The organism is Pseudoponticoccus marisrubri (genome assembly GCF_001482405.1).
In the GTDB taxonomy this organism is placed as follows: Bacteria; Pseudomonadota; Alphaproteobacteria; order Rhodobacterales; family Rhodobacteraceae; genus Pseudoponticoccus; species Pseudoponticoccus marisrubri.
Genome location: NZ_LPXO01000001.1, coordinates 284,868 through 298,256 on the forward strand (window position 1 = coordinate 284,868; position 13,389 = coordinate 298,256).

The 13,389-nt window shown below is 69.0% G+C and carries 16 protein-coding genes, 1 tRNA gene and 1 riboswitch; of the genes, 8 read left to right on the top strand and 9 right to left on the bottom strand.

The window, feature by feature from the left end; genetic code table 11:
- Positions 1 to 39 precede the first annotated feature (39 nt).
- Positions 40 to 366 (top strand): hypothetical protein, encoded by a 327-nt coding sequence (locus tag AVJ23_RS01395; RefSeq protein WP_058860359.1) that lies wholly within the window; start codon positions 40 to 42, stop codon positions 364 to 366.
- Positions 367 to 569: 203 nt separating this feature from the next.
- On the opposite strand, the gene AVJ23_RS01400 is transcribed toward AVJ23_RS01395, so the two are convergent.
- Positions 570 to 2,144, bottom strand: coding sequence for a site-specific integrase (locus tag AVJ23_RS01400; protein WP_084794206.1), 1,575 nt, complete (start codon positions 2,142 to 2,144; stop codon positions 570 to 572).
- A 93-nt stretch (positions 2,145 to 2,237) separates the two neighbouring features.
- A tRNA-Thr gene (locus tag AVJ23_RS01405) sits at positions 2,238 to 2,312 on the bottom strand.
- Positions 2,313 to 2,535: 223 nt separating this feature from the next.
- Between AVJ23_RS01405 and AVJ23_RS23050 the strand changes: the two genes are divergently transcribed.
- The 5 genes from AVJ23_RS23050 (at position 2,536) to cobD (ending at position 6,884) form a co-directional block, all read left to right on the top strand.
- A complete protein-coding gene (locus AVJ23_RS23050; RefSeq protein WP_169795922.1) occupies positions 2,536 to 2,694 on the top strand; it encodes a hypothetical protein in 159 nt (52 codons plus the stop codon).
- A gap of 5 nt (positions 2,695 to 2,699) precedes the next feature.
- Positions 2,700 to 3,971: a UDP-N-acetylglucosamine 1-carboxyvinyltransferase gene (gene murA / locus AVJ23_RS01410; RefSeq protein ID WP_058860360.1), complete on the top strand. Its 1,272-nt coding sequence runs from the start codon at positions 2,700 to 2,702 to the stop codon at positions 3,969 to 3,971.
- Positions 3,968 to 4,447 carry a DUF2948 family protein gene (locus AVJ23_RS01415; RefSeq protein WP_058860361.1) on the top strand — a complete coding sequence of 160 codons (480 nt, stop codon included), beginning with the start codon at positions 3,968 to 3,970 and terminating at the stop codon, positions 4,445 to 4,447. Before murA ends, AVJ23_RS01415 begins: the two co-directional genes overlap by 4 nt.
- 96 nt (positions 4,448 to 4,543) lie before the next feature.
- Complete coding sequence (hisD, locus tag AVJ23_RS01420) at positions 4,544 to 5,845, top strand: histidinol dehydrogenase (RefSeq protein WP_058860362.1); 1,302 nt, start codon at positions 4,544 to 4,546, stop codon at positions 5,843 to 5,845.
- 58 nt (positions 5,846 to 5,903) lie between these two features.
- Positions 5,904 to 6,884, top strand: coding sequence for a threonine-phosphate decarboxylase CobD (gene cobD, locus AVJ23_RS01425; protein WP_058860363.1), 981 nt, complete (start codon positions 5,904 to 5,906; stop codon positions 6,882 to 6,884).
- On the opposite strand, the gene AVJ23_RS01430 is transcribed toward cobD, so the two are convergent.
- The 7 genes from AVJ23_RS01430 to cobO form a co-directional block, all read right to left on the bottom strand.
- Positions 6,875 to 7,276: a hypothetical protein gene (locus tag AVJ23_RS01430; protein ID WP_058860364.1), complete on the bottom strand. Its 402-nt coding sequence runs from the start codon at positions 7,274 to 7,276 to the stop codon at positions 6,875 to 6,877. The genes cobD and AVJ23_RS01430 overlap by 10 nt on opposite strands.
- A 65-nt stretch (positions 7,277 to 7,341) precedes the next feature.
- Positions 7,342 to 8,790, bottom strand: coding sequence for a cobyric acid synthase (locus AVJ23_RS01435; RefSeq protein ID WP_058860365.1), 1,449 nt, complete (start codon positions 8,788 to 8,790; stop codon positions 7,342 to 7,344).
- A gap of 102 nt (positions 8,791 to 8,892) precedes the next feature.
- Positions 8,893 to 9,501 (bottom strand): HAD family hydrolase, encoded by a 609-nt coding sequence (locus AVJ23_RS01440; RefSeq protein ID WP_058860366.1) that lies wholly within the window; start codon positions 9,499 to 9,501, stop codon positions 8,893 to 8,895.
- Positions 9,498 to 10,295: a metallophosphoesterase gene (locus tag AVJ23_RS01445; RefSeq protein ID WP_058860367.1), complete on the bottom strand. Its 798-nt coding sequence runs from the start codon at positions 10,293 to 10,295 to the stop codon at positions 9,498 to 9,500. Before AVJ23_RS01445 ends, AVJ23_RS01440 begins: the two co-directional genes overlap by 4 nt.
- Before the next feature lie 3 nt (positions 10,296 to 10,298).
- The gene (locus tag AVJ23_RS01450) at positions 10,299 to 10,637 is read right to left on the bottom strand and encodes a Lin0512 family protein (RefSeq protein WP_058860368.1); all 339 of its coding nucleotides are present in this window, start codon (positions 10,635 to 10,637) and stop codon (positions 10,299 to 10,301) included.
- Positions 10,637 to 10,978 (bottom strand): Lin0512 family protein, encoded by a 342-nt coding sequence (locus tag AVJ23_RS01455; protein WP_058860369.1) that lies wholly within the window; start codon positions 10,976 to 10,978, stop codon positions 10,637 to 10,639. The genes AVJ23_RS01450 and AVJ23_RS01455 overlap by 1 nt, the downstream gene beginning before the upstream one ends.
- On the bottom strand, positions 10,978 to 11,598 hold the full coding sequence (cobO, locus tag AVJ23_RS01460; RefSeq protein WP_058860370.1) for a cob(I)yrinic acid a,c-diamide adenosyltransferase: 621 nt from the start codon (positions 11,596 to 11,598) through the stop codon (positions 10,978 to 10,980). Before cobO ends, AVJ23_RS01455 begins: the two co-directional genes overlap by 1 nt.
- Positions 11,599 to 11,633: 35 nt before the next feature.
- Positions 11,634 to 11,844, top strand: a riboswitch (cobalamin riboswitch).
- An 88-nt stretch (positions 11,845 to 11,932) separates the two neighbouring features.
- Between cobO and AVJ23_RS01465 the strand changes: the two genes are divergently transcribed.
- Positions 11,933 to 12,331 carry a DUF1636 family protein gene (locus AVJ23_RS01465; protein WP_058860371.1) on the top strand — a complete coding sequence of 133 codons (399 nt, stop codon included), beginning with the start codon at positions 11,933 to 11,935 and terminating at the stop codon, positions 12,329 to 12,331.
- Entirely contained in the window at positions 12,328 to 13,383 is a 1,056-nt protein-coding gene (cobW, locus tag AVJ23_RS01470) for a cobalamin biosynthesis protein CobW (protein ID WP_058860372.1), read from the top strand. The genes AVJ23_RS01465 and cobW overlap by 4 nt, the downstream gene beginning before the upstream one ends.
- Positions 13,384 to 13,389 lie beyond the last annotated feature (6 nt).

Here is a 13,389-nt window from a genome sequence, read left to right on the forward strand (position 1 = left end):
AAGGCGGGGTGATTAATCGGGCGTAATAAGGAGAATACTATGAAAAACATCATACTAGCGCTCGGCCTAATCGCGCCCCTGGCTGCCCAGGCGGCCGATCCCGCAGACACGCCCAAAGAGGTTAGCGACGCGATCATCGCCTATTGCGAAGACACCGGCGATCTTGCCGAGGCGATCATGCGGCAACGCCAGAACGGGGTGCGCATGAGCACCCTGCTCAAGAAGGTGGATAGCAGGAAAGCCGAGATCCTGATCGAGCTTGCCTACATGGAGTTCCAGCGCCGGGGCAAGGCAGGCAAGGAGCGCATCATCAACGAGTTCGCCGTCGAGTACGAGGCACGGTGCCTGTCGATCGCGTTCGAATGACCGATCATTTCCGAGCGCACCCCGCGCCGGAATTCGGCGAGGGGCTATCATGCAGCGGTGCGTTGCGAAGCGGGGCGGCGCGGGGCGAAGCGTGACGACGTGCTGCGATGTATCTACACTATAACAGGCGATGCTGCGGCACGCAGCGTAAAGCTAACTTTTCAGGTGTGCCAGATCCAAGCCGGGGTAGGTGATGGCCGCAATTAGTTAAGATCGTAGTCCGGCAATGCGTCGACCACACGCGCCTTTGCCTTGAGGGTCACGTCGCCATAGTTCTCACCGGCTGTTCTGCCGGCGTGGCCGCAGATTGCGTCAGTTACTCTGTCTGACGCGCCGACTTCGCGCGCGACGGTCTTGAACCTATGTCGCCAGCCGTGGTTCGGACTGACGCCATTCGGGACCAGATCGCGCGACTTCAGCCACGCGCCGATACGGTTTGAAATGATCCGGGCGCTTTCGAGGTGGGGTTTGCCATCTTTCGGTGTGAAGAACAGCGGGCCGGTTCCGCTGGCTGCTACAAAGTCAAGAAAGCCCATGTCGACAAGCTGTTTGTGCAGCGGCACGTCGCGGTACTGGTCAGTCTTCACTGTTCCGGCGTCTGGGGAAATGCGGATGAAAGAAACACCGTCTTCGTGCTGGACGTCCTGCTTCCGAAGCTGTGTGATCTCGGTGACGCGCGCGCCGGTGTGCGCGCAAAGGAGGGGCACCCAATTCTTCGCTGCGGTCGTTTTGGGAAATTCGCGCGGTGCATTGCCATTGAATGGCTGCGGCTCATACGAAACCGTGTGCCGAATGATGGCCGTGGCTTCTGCGTTCGTGAAACCCTGTTCGCGGTTCCGTGTCGCCTTCGGCACGTCCTGTCGAACGTCCTTGGCCGGGTTGCTCGGCAAGCGGTCTTCGTTCACCGCCCATCCTAACACGGTGCGCACAGAGGCTAGGTAGACGCTCGCGACGGTTTTTGCGGACTTCTCCTGCAAGAGCGCGTCACGCCAACCTATCAGATCTTTCTTCACGATGCGCCGCGCGTCGTCGTGGCGCAGGTATTTCCGCAGATGTTCGAAAACTGGTGTCCAGCGCTTCTCTGCCTCAGCACCTTTGCCAAGTACTTTGCGCGAAGCGATGTAGTCGCCAAACAAGCCCTGCAGCGATACCGGCTCTGGTTGCTGCTCTTCGACTTCGGCGGTGGCAAGGAGCGGATGCTCTGGCGTGCCGGTATAGTTGCCCTCGTCGCGTTCATACATCCGCGCAAGCGATTCAAGTTCCGCAACGCATAGGGAGCGCGCCAGCCGCCGCCATTCCTCGCTGCCGATTTCGGCAGTCGTATTGCCGCGTCGGCGGAACTCAGCGATCCGGTGGCCCACCAGATTATTGAGTTCGGGGTCGGTAAGTGAGCCTGCGATACCGCTCCTGATCTCCGCGACGAATCCATCATCAATCGAGATAGTTGAATAGCCAGGCAGCGAGTTGCGCGCTGTTTCATCCTGCCGAAGCCTGTCCTGGTAACTTCGCAGTGCGATCTGTGCATCAGACAGCGGGTATTGCCCAGGTTCAACGGCAACGCCGCGTGCCTGCGCCTCCTGCTGGCGGGCAAGCTCAATCTTAGCGGTGATCTCGGCCACCGCCATCGGGTGCTTGCGAAGAGCGTTGCGCCGATCAGGACCAAGCGGAACACGAAGCTCGGTTTTTCCGTTCAGAAAGGGTCTGAGAGCAGGCGGAACGACTTTGCGAGCGAAGTACCGTCCTTCCCGGTACAGCAGATGGCGCACCTTGCCTGCCATGTCACAACCTCAATTTTGTAACGGGTTTTGTAACATGAAAACGGGCAAACGCCCTGCCATGCAAGGGAATTCTTTGTTTTCAAAGGGGTGGAATGGTGCTGCCGGAGAGATTTGAACTCTCGACCTCTCCCTTACCAAGGGAGTGCTCTACCCCTGAGCTACGGCAGCAGCCGATCTTCGTCTTGCGCCCCGAGGATCGGGCAGGCCGGATGCGAAGCGGGTCCGGCGCGGCGCCGTGACGGCCCGTCCGGGGCGCTGCGTCATGGCGTGGCGCGCTGATAGACGAAGCGTGCGGGGGGCGCAAGAGGGCGGGTGCAAAAATCTCTGCAGCGCCGTCGCGTCACCGGCCAAACGCTGGACCCGGACCGGTCGCTGCGCTAGACGAACGCGCATGACACGCAAATCCGACGGGCAGAGCGGGCCGGGCACGACGCGCGAGGACCGGCTCAAGGCGGCGCTGAAGGCGAACCTCGCCCGGCGCAAGGCTCAGGCGCGCGCCCGCAGCACGGACAAGGACGCCCAGGCGGCGAAGAGCAGCGAGAAGGACTGACAGGCATGGATTCGATTCTGGTCACGGGCAACGGGCCGTTGGCGGGCGAGATCCCGATCGCGGGCGCCAAGAACGCCTGCCTGACACTGATGCCCGCCACGCTGCTCAGCGAGGATCCGCTCACGCTGACCAATGCGCCGCGGTTGTCGGACATCCGCACCATGTCGCTGCTGCTGCAGTCGCTGGGCGCCGAGGTGACCGCGCTGCAGGACGGCAAGGTGCTGGCCATGTCCAGCCACGGGCTGACCTCGCAGCGCGCCGATTACGACATCGTACGCAAGATGCGCGCCTCGATCCTCGTGCTGGGGCCGCTGCTGGCGCGCACCGGCTATGCCGAGGTCTCGCTGCCCGGCGGCTGCGCCATCGGCGCCCGCCCGGTGGACCTGCATCTCAAGGCGCTCGAGGCGATGGGCGCCGAGATGGACCTGCGCGACGGCTATGTCCATGCGCGCGCGCCGCAGGGCGGGCTGCGCGGCGGCGTGGTCGAGTTCCCGCTGGTCTCGGTCGGCGCGACCGAGAACGCGCTGATGGCCGCCACGCTGGCCCGCGGCACGACCGAGCTGCGCAATGCCGCGCGCGAGCCCGAGATCGTCGACCTCGCGCAGTGCCTGCGCCGCATGGGCGCGCAGATCGAAGGCGAGGGCAGCTCGACCATCACCATCCAGGGTGTCGAGAAACTGGGCGGGGCGACGCATCGCGTGGTCACCGACCGGATCGAGCTGGGCACCTACATGCTGGCCCCGGCGATCTGCGGCGGCGAGGTGACCTGCCTTGGCGGTCGCATCGAGCTGGTGCAGGCCTTCTGCGAGCGGCTGGCCGCCGCCGGCATCGAAATCGAGGAGACCGGCACCGGGCTCAAGGTGGCGCGCAAGGGCGACCGGGTGCGGGCGGTGGACGTCACCACCGCCCCCTTTCCGGGCTTCCCCACCGACCTGCAGGCGCAGATGATGGCGCTGCTCTGCACGGCCGAGGGCACCTCGGTGCTGGAGGAGAAGATCTTCGAGAACCGCTTCATGCACGCGCCCGAACTGATCCGCATGGGCGCCTCGATCGACGTGCATGGCGGCACCGCCACGGTCACCGGCGTCGAGCGGCTGCGCGGCGCACCGGTGATGGCCACCGACCTGCGCGCCAGCGTCTCGCTGATCCTGGCCGGGCTCGCGGCCGAGGGCGAGACGCTGGTCAACCGGGTCTACCATCTCGACCGCGGCTACGAGCATGTCGAGGACAAGCTCTCGGCCGTGGGCGCCCGGATCGAGCGGGTGCAGGGCGCATGACCGAGGACGCGCGCTTCGAGGATGCCGGCGGCCGCGCGCTCCACCTGGGCGCGCTCGATGCCGAGGATCTCAAGGTGATCTCGTCGCTGGCGCAGGATTCGGTCCTGCCGGTGACCGAGATCCGCTACCAGCCGCGCCGCCGCCGGCTGGCGCTGCTGCTCAACCGCGTCCGCTGGGAGGACGTGACCGGCCCGCGCGCCGCCGCGCGCCCGCCCGAGCGCGTGCGGTCACTGCTGGTCTTCGACAACGTGCTGTCGGTCTCCAGCCAGGGGGTCGACCGGACCGACACCGACCTGATCCTGTCGATCCTTGCCATCAGCTTCGAGGAGGGCCCCCCGCCCGGCGGTCACGTGCTGCTGACGCTGGCCGGCGACGGTGTGCTGCGCGCCGAGGTCGAGGCGCTGGAGGTCACCTTGCGCGACGTGACCCGGCCCTATCTCGCCCCCTCGGGCAAGCTGCCGAAACACCCGGACTGATCCGCGACAACAGGGCGCCTGCCGGGGCGCGCCCGGGCCGCTTGAGACCCGCCGGCGCAGCCTCTATGCAGGGCGCCGAGCCTTTGGAGAGCGCCCATGCCTGTCTTCCTGGACACCACGGACCCTGATTTCGAACCGGCCTTCGCCGCGCTGCTGAGCGCCAAGCGCGAGGACAGCCCCGACGTGGACGAGACCGTCGGCCGCATCATCGCCGATGTCCGGACCCGCGGCGATGCCGCCGTGCTGGAGCTGACGGCACAGTTCGACCGGCTGGCGCTGACGGCCGACCGGCTGCGCTTCACCGAGGACGAGATCGCCGCGGAATGCGCCAAGGTGGACGAGGCGGACCGCGCCGCGCTCGAGACCGCGGCGCAGCGCATCCGCGCCTACCATGTGCGCCAGATGCCGGATGATGCGCAATGGACCGACCCCGAGGGCGCGACGCTGGGCTGGCGCTGGACGCCGGTGGGCGCGGCGGGGCTCTACGTGCCCGGCGGGCTGGCCTCCTACCCGTCCTCGGTGCTGATGAACGCGATTCCCGCAAAGGTGGCCGGCGTGCCGCGGCTGGCCATCACCGTGCCGACGCCCGACGGGGTGGTGAACCCGCTGGTCCTGCTGGCCGCGCGTATCGCCGGCGTGGACGAGATCTACCGCATCGGCGGCGCCCAGGCCGTGGCCGCGCTGGCTTATGGCACCGAAAGCATCGCGCCGGTGGACAAGATCACCGGGCCGGGCAACGCCTTCGTTGCCGCCGCCAAGCGGCGGGTCTTCGGCAAGGTGGGCATCGACATGATCGCCGGCCCCTCCGAGATCTTGGTGATCGCCGATGCCGAGAACGACCCCGACTGGATCGCGCTCGACCTGATGAGCCAGGCCGAACATGACGAGAGCGCCCAGTCGATCCTGGTGACCACCGATGCCGGTTTCGGCCAGGCGGTGGCCGAGGCGGTCGAGGCCCGGCTGCAGACGCTGGAGCGGCGCGCCATCGCCGGCGCCGCCTGGCGCGATTTCGGCGCTGTGATCACCGTGCGCGACCTCGACGAGGCGGCCGCCCTGTCGGATCGCATCGCGCCCGAGCATCTCGAGCTCTGCGTCGCCGATCCCGAGGCGCTGAGCGCACGGATCACCCATGCCGGCGCGATCTTCCTGGGCCAGTGGACGCCCGAGGCGATCGGTGACTACGTGGGCGGGCCGAACCACGTGCTGCCCACCGCGCGCTCGGCCCGGTTCTCCTCGGGCCTGTCGGTGCTGGATTTCCTCAAGCGCACCACGCTGGCCAAAATGTCGCCCGAAGCCCTGCGCGCCATCGGCCCCGCCGCCGAGGCGCTGGCCCGCTCCGAAAGCCTGGAAGCCCACGGCCTCAGCGTCACCGCCCGGCTGGCGCGCCTGAACCGCTAGCGCCACGGTCTGGGCAGCGAGAGGCCCGACGGTCGCGAACACGCAATAGGGAATGACCATGCGGGATCATGGCGGAGACCTGGACCGGGCCCGAAGCGCATATGGCGGCACAGACTGGCTGGACTTGTCGACCGGGATCAACCCGGTGCCCTACCCGATGCCGGCCCTGACCGAGGGCGCGCTGGGGGCGCTGCCGCTGGCGCAGGATGTGGCGGCGCTGGAGGGAGTGGCGCGGTCTGCCTTTGGCGGGGGCGACAGCACCGCCTGTCTCGCCATGGGCGGCGCTTCGGCGGCGATCCAGCTGGTGCCGCGGCTGGCCCGCGCGGGCGGGGCCCGCGTGCTGGGCCCGACCTACAACGAGCACGCCGCCGCACTGCGGGCCGAGGGCTGGCACGTGCAGGAGGTGGCGACGCTGGCCGAGCTGGCAGGGGCCGAACTCGCCGTCGTGGTCAATCCCAACAATCCCGACGGGCGCTGCCACGACCCGGACGCGCTGCAAGCCCTCGCACGGAAGGTCGGCCTGCTGGTGGTCGACGAGAGCTTTGCCGATTCCTGCCCCGCCCTGTCGCTGGTGCCGCGGCTGGAGTACGCCCCGCGCGCAATCGTACTGCGCAGTTTCGGCAAGTTCTACGGGCTGGCGGGGCTGCGGCTGGGCTTCGCCTTGGGGGCGCAGCCCCTGATCGACGCGCTGCGGCGCATGGCCGGGCCCTGGGCCGTCAGCGGGCCGGCCATCGCGGCCGGGCGCGCGGCCTATGCCGACAGAGACTGGCAAGAGGCCACGACAGCACGGCTGACCCGCGATGCTGCGCGGCTGGACGGGCTGGCGGCGCGGGCGGGCTGGGCCTTGGTCGGCGGCACGCCGCTCTTTCGCACCTACGCGACACCGGACGCCCGCGCGGCGAAGGACGGGCTGGCCCGGCACCATGTCTGGTCGCGGATCTTTCCCTATTCGGAGACCTGGCTGCGCCTGGGCCTGCCAGGACAGGCAGAGGGCTGGGCCCGGCTGGACCGGGCACTGACGCAGATGGCTCAGTCGTAGCGCGACCAGAAGACCATCAGCGGGTCGACCCAGCTTTCATGGACCAGGAAATAGCCGACCCCGGTATGCAGCACGCAGACCGCGGGCACGCTGTCCAGCTCGGTGCAGGCGCTGACCCGGGACTGGTCCAGGGCGACCCCGTCCGCGCAACCCTCGCCCGCGGCAAAGGCCTGTGCGGCGGCCAGCGCGAGGTCGAGATCCCGCGGCTCGCCGTCTATGTCATCGGGAAACACGATCCCGGTGGCGAGGTCGCGGCTGTCGTCCTGCGACAGGGCGGCGCGGCAGGTCTCGACCGGATCAGAGCTGTCCTCGGACTGGGCGGCAGCCGAAAGCGGCAGGGCCAGAAGGCCGCAAGCCAGAAGCGCGCGGGGCGCGAAACGGTGGATGATCATGAACGGAACTCCTGCGAATGCAGCGTCAGCCTAGCAGCCCCCCGCAACAGGTCAATGACGCGCCGTCACCCGGCCAGCGCCAGCAGGCCCGCCACGTCCAGATGTCTTTCGAGATGGTCGGCCAGCGCGTCCAGCGTGGCCTCGACCGTGGCATCATAGGCCAGCGCGTCGCCCGTCGCACCCAGCCCGGCCAGCCATGCCGCGCGGAAGGCATCCTCGGCGAACATGCCGTGCAGGTAGCTGCCCGCGACGCGCCCGTCGGCCGAGACCGCGCCCTCGGGCTGGCCCGCGACACGGGCAAAGGGGCGCGCCCGGTCCGGCCCGTCCGAGCGGCCGATATGGATCTCGTAACCCGTGAAGGGCAGATCCAGCGTTGCGTGCTGCGCAGCGACGCGGCGCAGGCTCTTGTCGCCGCCCATGACCGTGTCGACCTGCAGCAGGCCAAGGCCCGGCGTCTCGCCCGGCGGGCCCTCGATCCCCTCGGGATCGGCGACCACGCGGCCCAGCATCTGGTAGCCGCCGCAGATGCCCAGCACGCGCCCGCCGCGCCGGTGATGGGCGCGGATGTCCACGTCCCAACCCTGCGCGTGCAGGAAATCGAGATCGCCGCGCGTGGATTTCGAGCCCGGCAGGATCACCAGGTCGGCATCCGCCGGCAGCGCCTGGCCCGGGCCCAGCATGGTCAGCCGCACCCCGGGGCTTTGCGCCAGCGGGTCGAGATCGTCGAAATTGGCGATTCGCGACAGGCGCAGGCAGACCACGTGCAGCCCCTCGGCGCGCGACGGCGTGGCGATGTCCAGCGCATCCTCGGCCGGCAGCTTCCACGCCTCGGCGAACCAGGGCGCCACGCCGTAGCCGCGCCAGCCGGTGCGCGCCGCGATCAGCGCATAGCCCTCGTCGAAAAGCGACGGGTCGCCGCGGAACTTGTTGATGACAAAGCCCTGCACAAGCGCGGCATCGGCCGGGTCCATCACCGCCTGCGTGCCGACCAGCTGCGCGATCACCCCGCCCCGGTCGATATCGCCGCAAAGCACCACGGGCACCTCGGCCGCCTGCGCGAAGCCCATATTGGCGATGTCGCCCGCGCGCAGGTTGACCTCGGCCGGGCTGCCCGCGCCCTCGACCAGCACGATGTCATGCGCCGCGCCCAGCCGGTGAAAGCTGTCGAGCACCGGCGCCATCAGCTGCGGCTTGAGCCGGGCATAGTCGCGCGCCCGCGCGGTGGTCAGCCGGCGCCCCTGCACCACCACCTGCGCGCCGGTCTCGGATTCGGGCTTGAGCAGCACCGGGTTCATGTCGACCACCGGCTCCAGCCCGCAGGCACGCGCCTGCAATGCCTGCGCACGGCCGATCTCGCCCCCGTCTGCGGTGACGGCGGCATTGTTGGACATGTTCTGCGGCTTGAAGGGCGCCACCGACAGGCCGCGGCGCCGCGCGGCGCGGCAGAGCCCCGCCACCAGCATCGACTTGCCGACGTTCGAGCCCGTCCCCTGGATCATCAGCGCGCGTGTCATGCCCGGTCCTGTCCCCTCAAGCCGCGATTGGTCCGCCCCGCCAGACACCTAGCGGCAAACCGGTGCGGGCGGTAGCCCTGCCCCGTCGCTGCGCGCCAAGGGTCAGTCCAGGCCCAGCCGCACAGGCAGCGCGTCGCGGCTGTCATCGGTGAAGTGGAACCCCTGCCAGCCGCGCGCCCGCGCCGCGGCGATATTGGCGGCAAGGTCGTCGACCAGCAGGATGCGCGAGGGGGCCAGCCCGGACCAGCGCTCGATCTGCGCGAAGAAGCCGGGATCGGGCTTGGCCGCCCCCATCCGCCCCGAGGAGAAGACCCGCTCCACTATGGCGGCATAGCCCATCTCCTCCTCGATATAGCGGCAACGGTGATGCTCGTTATTGGTGCCGATCACGTGGCGCGCGGGATGCGCCGCGATCAGCCTTTGCAGCTCGGGATCGGGATGGGCGTCCTTCTCGAACCAGTAGGCGAGGAATTCCGCGCCGGTCAGCGCGTGCCCGTTGCGCCCCAGCCAGTCCGAAACATGGGCCAGCAGGTCGCGCCGCCCGCGCAGGATGTCGTGGAAGTCGCGCGAACTGAACATGTCGCCGCGGAACACCGCCGGGTCGATGCCCAGATCGGCCTTCATGGTCTCGGACCAGAAGGTCCGGCCATTGCGCATGTTGGCGTTCAGCACGCCGTCGAAATCCCAGACGATCAGATCAGGCTGGGTCATGCGATCTCCACCACCACCAGCTCGGGCGGGCAGCGCCAGCGCAGCGGCGGGCCGGACATCCCCAACCCGCCCGAGACGATCATCTGCCGCGCCCCGTCCCGGTAATGACCCCGCGCATAGCGCGTGCCGAAGCGCGAGGGCACGATCAGCGGCCGGTCGAAGGGCCGGATCTGCCCGCCATGCGTGTGGCCGCAGACCGTCAGCGTGACGTGGTCGGGCAGCTCGGGGAAGATGTCGGGCTCATGGGCCATGAGCAGGGTGAAGCGCCCCGCCGGCATCTGCGGCAGAAGCGCCGGCAGGTCGTCCATGCCCCCGGCCCGGCGGCGAAAGAAGGTCTTGAAGGCCTGCTGGGATTCGAGCCCGGCCAGCGTGATCGGCCCCTGCCCGGTCTCCAGCACCGTTGCGGCGTTGCTCAGCATGTGCAGCCCGGCCTCGGCAAAGGCGTGGTGCCAGGCCGTGGGGCGGCGCGCGTCCCGCGCCGCAGGATCGTCGCGCCAGTCATGGTTGCCGAAGATGCCAAAGACCCCAATAGGAGCCGTGAGCCCCGCCAGCACCCCGGCCACCGAGGCCGGCGGCAGCGGGCGCGCGCCCCAGACATGGCCCACGTAATCGCCCAGCATCAGGATCAGATCGCAGCCCAGCGCGTTGGTCCGGTCGACCAGCGCCGCCAGCCGGTCCAGCCCCATGAACGGCGTGCAGGCATGGGGATCTGCAAAGAGCGCAACCCGCAGCCGCGGCGCGGCAGGCCCGGGCGGGGCCGCGACCCGGTAGCTCGTGACCTGCGCCGGGCCCATGGCTCAGCCCTGCGGCGGCAGGAAGGCCTCGATCGCGGCCTGCGCGATCACCGTGACCTCGCCGGTGTCCGGATTGGTGATGTCCAGCCCGCCCGGCACCGCCGTCACCTCGGCCCGGCCGCGCGGCAGGCGTGTGGCCAGCGCGGCGCAATCCACCGCCTCGGGCGCCTGCACGCCGACCTTCACCCGGACCTGCATCTGGTCGTGGTCGATCCCCAGCGCCCCGAAGAGCGGGAGCGAGCTGTGCCGCAGCGCGTCCTCGATCGCGCGCCCGGCGGCCTTGGTGTAATCCTGCCCGTGCAGGTCGGTGCCCATGCCCATCTCGATGATGAAACGCTGCATCACACGCCCTCCAGCGCGACCGAGATCGCCACGTTCGCCATCACCGTCGGCGGCCCGTCGCCCTCGGGGCGCGGCACGTCCAGCCCGCCGCGCGTGACGTTCACCGTCACCTGGCCATACGGGAAGACCGCCGCCACGCGGTCGATATCGACCCGCTCGGGCGCCTGCACGCCCACATCCACGGTGATGCGCATGTCGGTCTTGTCCTTGCCGAAGAGCTCGGCCAAGTTGATCGAGTTGTGCCAGAGCGCATTCTCCACCGCCCGGCAGGCGGCCTGGGTATAGTCCTGCCGGCGCAGCGAGCTGCCCATGCCGAACTCGGTCAGAAGGCGGCGGGGCATCAGAACTCCACCCCTTTCTGCGCCTTCACCCCGTCGCGGAACGGGTGCTTGACGAGGCTCATCTCGGTCACCAGGTCGGCCGCCTCGATCAGCTCGGGCTTGGCATTGCGGCCGGTCAGGCAGACATGGGTCATGCGCGGCTTTTCGTGCAGCAGGAAATCGACCACCTCGTCGATATCCAGATAATCGTAGCGCAGCGCGATGTTGATCTCGTCCAGCAGCACAAACTGCACCTCGGGGTCGAGGATCTGCTCGCGGGCGATCTTCCAGCCGTTCTGCGCCGCGGCGATGTCGCGTTCGCGGTCCTGCACCTCCCAGGTGAAGCCCTCGCCCGAGATGAAGAAGCGGCATTCCTCGGCAAAGCGGTTGCGCAGGATCTCTGCCTCGCCGGTGACCCAGGTGCCCTTGATGAACTGCACCACGGCGCAGGGCATGCCATGCGCGATGCAGCGCAGGATCATCCCGAATCCCGACGAGGACTTGCCCTTGCCCGGGCCGGTATGGACCATGATCAGGCCCTTCTCCTCGGTCTTGCCCTCCATCATCCGGTCGCGCGCGGCCTTGATCTTCTTCATCTTGGCGGCATGGCGGGCGTTCGCGTCGGTGGACTCGTCGCTCATGGCGTGCTGCTCCTTGACATCGCAGGGGATCGTGGCGCATCTGGCATCCAGCTGGTGCCTGTGTAAACAGGTGAAAAGGGAATGTGCAGCCGGGTCCGCCCGGCCAGGCACAGCCGCCCCCGCGACCGTGACCGGAAAGGTCGTCCACCGCCACTGGCCCATGCGCCGGGAAGGCCGGACGCCCGCGGGCCCCAGACCGGGGCCGGGATCCGCAAGCCGGGAGACCTGCCAGCGCATGTTGTTGAGACCGGACGGGGTGTGCCGGTGTCGGACAGGCCATTGCCACCGGCCCGCCCGTCGCCCCTGCCCCGTTCCAGAAGGATGGACCCGCGCGATGGACCCCGCCCCGACCGAACTGCTCGTCTGCGTCAAGTGCCGGCGCGGCCGCGAGATCCCGCAGGACGAGCGCCGCCCGGGCCAGCGGCTCTACGATAGCCTGACCCGGCAGGCGCCGCCCGAGGGCGTGACCGTCACCCCGGTCGAATGCCTGCAGAACTGCGATCACGGCTGCACCGTGGCGCTGCGCGGCGGCGACCGCTGGACCTACGTGTTCGGCAATGTCGACGAGGTGTCGCATCCGGACATGCTTCTGGACGGCGCGGCGCTCTATCACGCGACGGGCGACGGGCTGATCCCGTGGCGCGCCCGGCCCGAACATTTCAAGCGCAACTGCGTGGCGCGCATCCCGCCTGTGACCCCAGCCCCATCCCTGACCCCCGAGGCCAAGACATGACCGATCTCGCCAAGCTCCCCGTCACCGTGATCACCGGCTTTCTCGGCTCGGGCAAGACGACGCTGATCACCCAGCTGATGCAGAACCCCGGCGGCCGGCGGCTGGCCGTGGTGGTCAACGAGTTCGGCGATGTCGGCGTCGATGGCGAGATCCTGAAGGGCTGCGCCATCCCCGACTGCCCGGCCGAGAACATCATGGAGCTGGCCAATGGCTGCATCTGCTGCACCGTGGCCGATGATTTCATCCCCACGATCGAGGCGCTGATGGCGCTGGAGCCGCGCCCCGATCACATCCTGATCGAGACCTCGGGCCTGGCCCTGCCCAAGCCGCTGCTCAAGGCCTTCGACTGGCCCGACATCCGCTCCAAGATCACCGTGGACGGGGTGATCGCGCTGGCCGATGCCGAGGCGGTGGCCGCGGGCCGGTTTGCCCCGGATGTGGCAAAGGTGGATGCGCAGCGGCTGGCCGACGACTCGCTCGACCACGAGACGCCGCTGTCCGAGGTGTTCGAGGACCAGATCTCCTGCGCCGATATCGTGCTGCTGACCAAGCCCGACCTTGCCGGGCCCGAGGGCGTGGCCCGCGCGCGCGAGATCGTGCTGGCCGAAGCGCCCCGCGCCCTGCCCGTGGTCGAGGTGGCCGAGGGCGCGGTGGATCCGCGCGTCATCCTCGGGCTCGAGGCCGCGGCCGAGGATGACATGGCCGCCCGGCCCAGCCACCATGACGACCACGACGATCACGAACATGACGATTTCGACTCGATCGTGGTCGAGATCCCCGAGCAGGCGGCGCCGGACGAACTGGTGGCCGCGATCGAGGCGCTGGCCCGCGATCACGACATCCTGCGGGTCAAGGGCCATGCCGCCGTCACCGGCAAGCCGATGCGCCTGCTGGTGCAGGCCGTGGGCGCGCGAGTGCGCCACCAGTATGACCGGCCCTGGGGCCCGGACGAGGCCCGGCAGGGCCGGCTGGTGGTCATCGCCGAGCATGACCGGATCGACCGCGCCGTGATCGAGGCCGCGCTGTTCGGCCACGCGCAGGCCGCCGAGTAACGCGCC

Excerpts from the sequence above, each read along its gene's own strand:
- cobD (WP_058860363.1), top strand. The coding sequence starts at position 5,904 with ATGCGGGATCATGGCGGAGACCTGGACCGGGCCCGAAGCGCATATGGC.
- AVJ23_RS01435 (WP_058860365.1), bottom strand. The coding sequence starts at position 8,790 with ATGACACGCGCGCTGATGATCCAGGGGACGGGCTCGAACGTCGGCAAG.
- AVJ23_RS01450 (WP_058860368.1), bottom strand. The coding sequence starts at position 10,637 with ATGCAGCGTTTCATCATCGAGATGGGCATGGGCACCGACCTGCACGGG.
- AVJ23_RS01400 (WP_084794206.1), bottom strand. The coding sequence starts at position 2,144 with ATGGCAGGCAAGGTGCGCCATCTGCTGTACCGGGAAGGACGGTACTTC.
- murA (WP_058860360.1), top strand. The coding sequence starts at position 2,700 with ATGGATTCGATTCTGGTCACGGGCAACGGGCCGTTGGCGGGCGAGATC.
- AVJ23_RS23050 (WP_169795922.1), top strand. The coding sequence starts at position 2,536 with ATGACACGCAAATCCGACGGGCAGAGCGGGCCGGGCACGACGCGCGAG.
- hisD (WP_058860362.1), top strand. The coding sequence starts at position 4,544 with ATGCCTGTCTTCCTGGACACCACGGACCCTGATTTCGAACCGGCCTTC.
- AVJ23_RS01465 (WP_058860371.1), top strand. The coding sequence starts at position 11,933 with ATGGACCCCGCCCCGACCGAACTGCTCGTCTGCGTCAAGTGCCGGCGC.
- AVJ23_RS01440 (WP_058860366.1), bottom strand. The coding sequence starts at position 9,501 with ATGACCCAGCCTGATCTGATCGTCTGGGATTTCGACGGCGTGCTGAAC.
- cobW (WP_058860372.1), top strand. The coding sequence starts at position 12,328 with ATGACCGATCTCGCCAAGCTCCCCGTCACCGTGATCACCGGCTTTCTC.
- cobO (WP_058860370.1), bottom strand. The coding sequence starts at position 11,598 with ATGAGCGACGAGTCCACCGACGCGAACGCCCGCCATGCCGCCAAGATG.
- AVJ23_RS01430 (WP_058860364.1), bottom strand. The coding sequence starts at position 7,276 with ATGATCATCCACCGTTTCGCGCCCCGCGCGCTTCTGGCTTGCGGCCTT.
- AVJ23_RS01415 (WP_058860361.1), top strand. The coding sequence starts at position 3,968 with ATGACCGAGGACGCGCGCTTCGAGGATGCCGGCGGCCGCGCGCTCCAC.
- AVJ23_RS01445 (WP_058860367.1), bottom strand. The coding sequence starts at position 10,295 with ATGGGCCCGGCGCAGGTCACGAGCTACCGGGTCGCGGCCCCGCCCGGG.
- AVJ23_RS01455 (WP_058860369.1), bottom strand. The coding sequence starts at position 10,978 with ATGCCCCGCCGCCTTCTGACCGAGTTCGGCATGGGCAGCTCGCTGCGC.
- AVJ23_RS01395 (WP_058860359.1), top strand. The coding sequence starts at position 40 with ATGAAAAACATCATACTAGCGCTCGGCCTAATCGCGCCCCTGGCTGCC.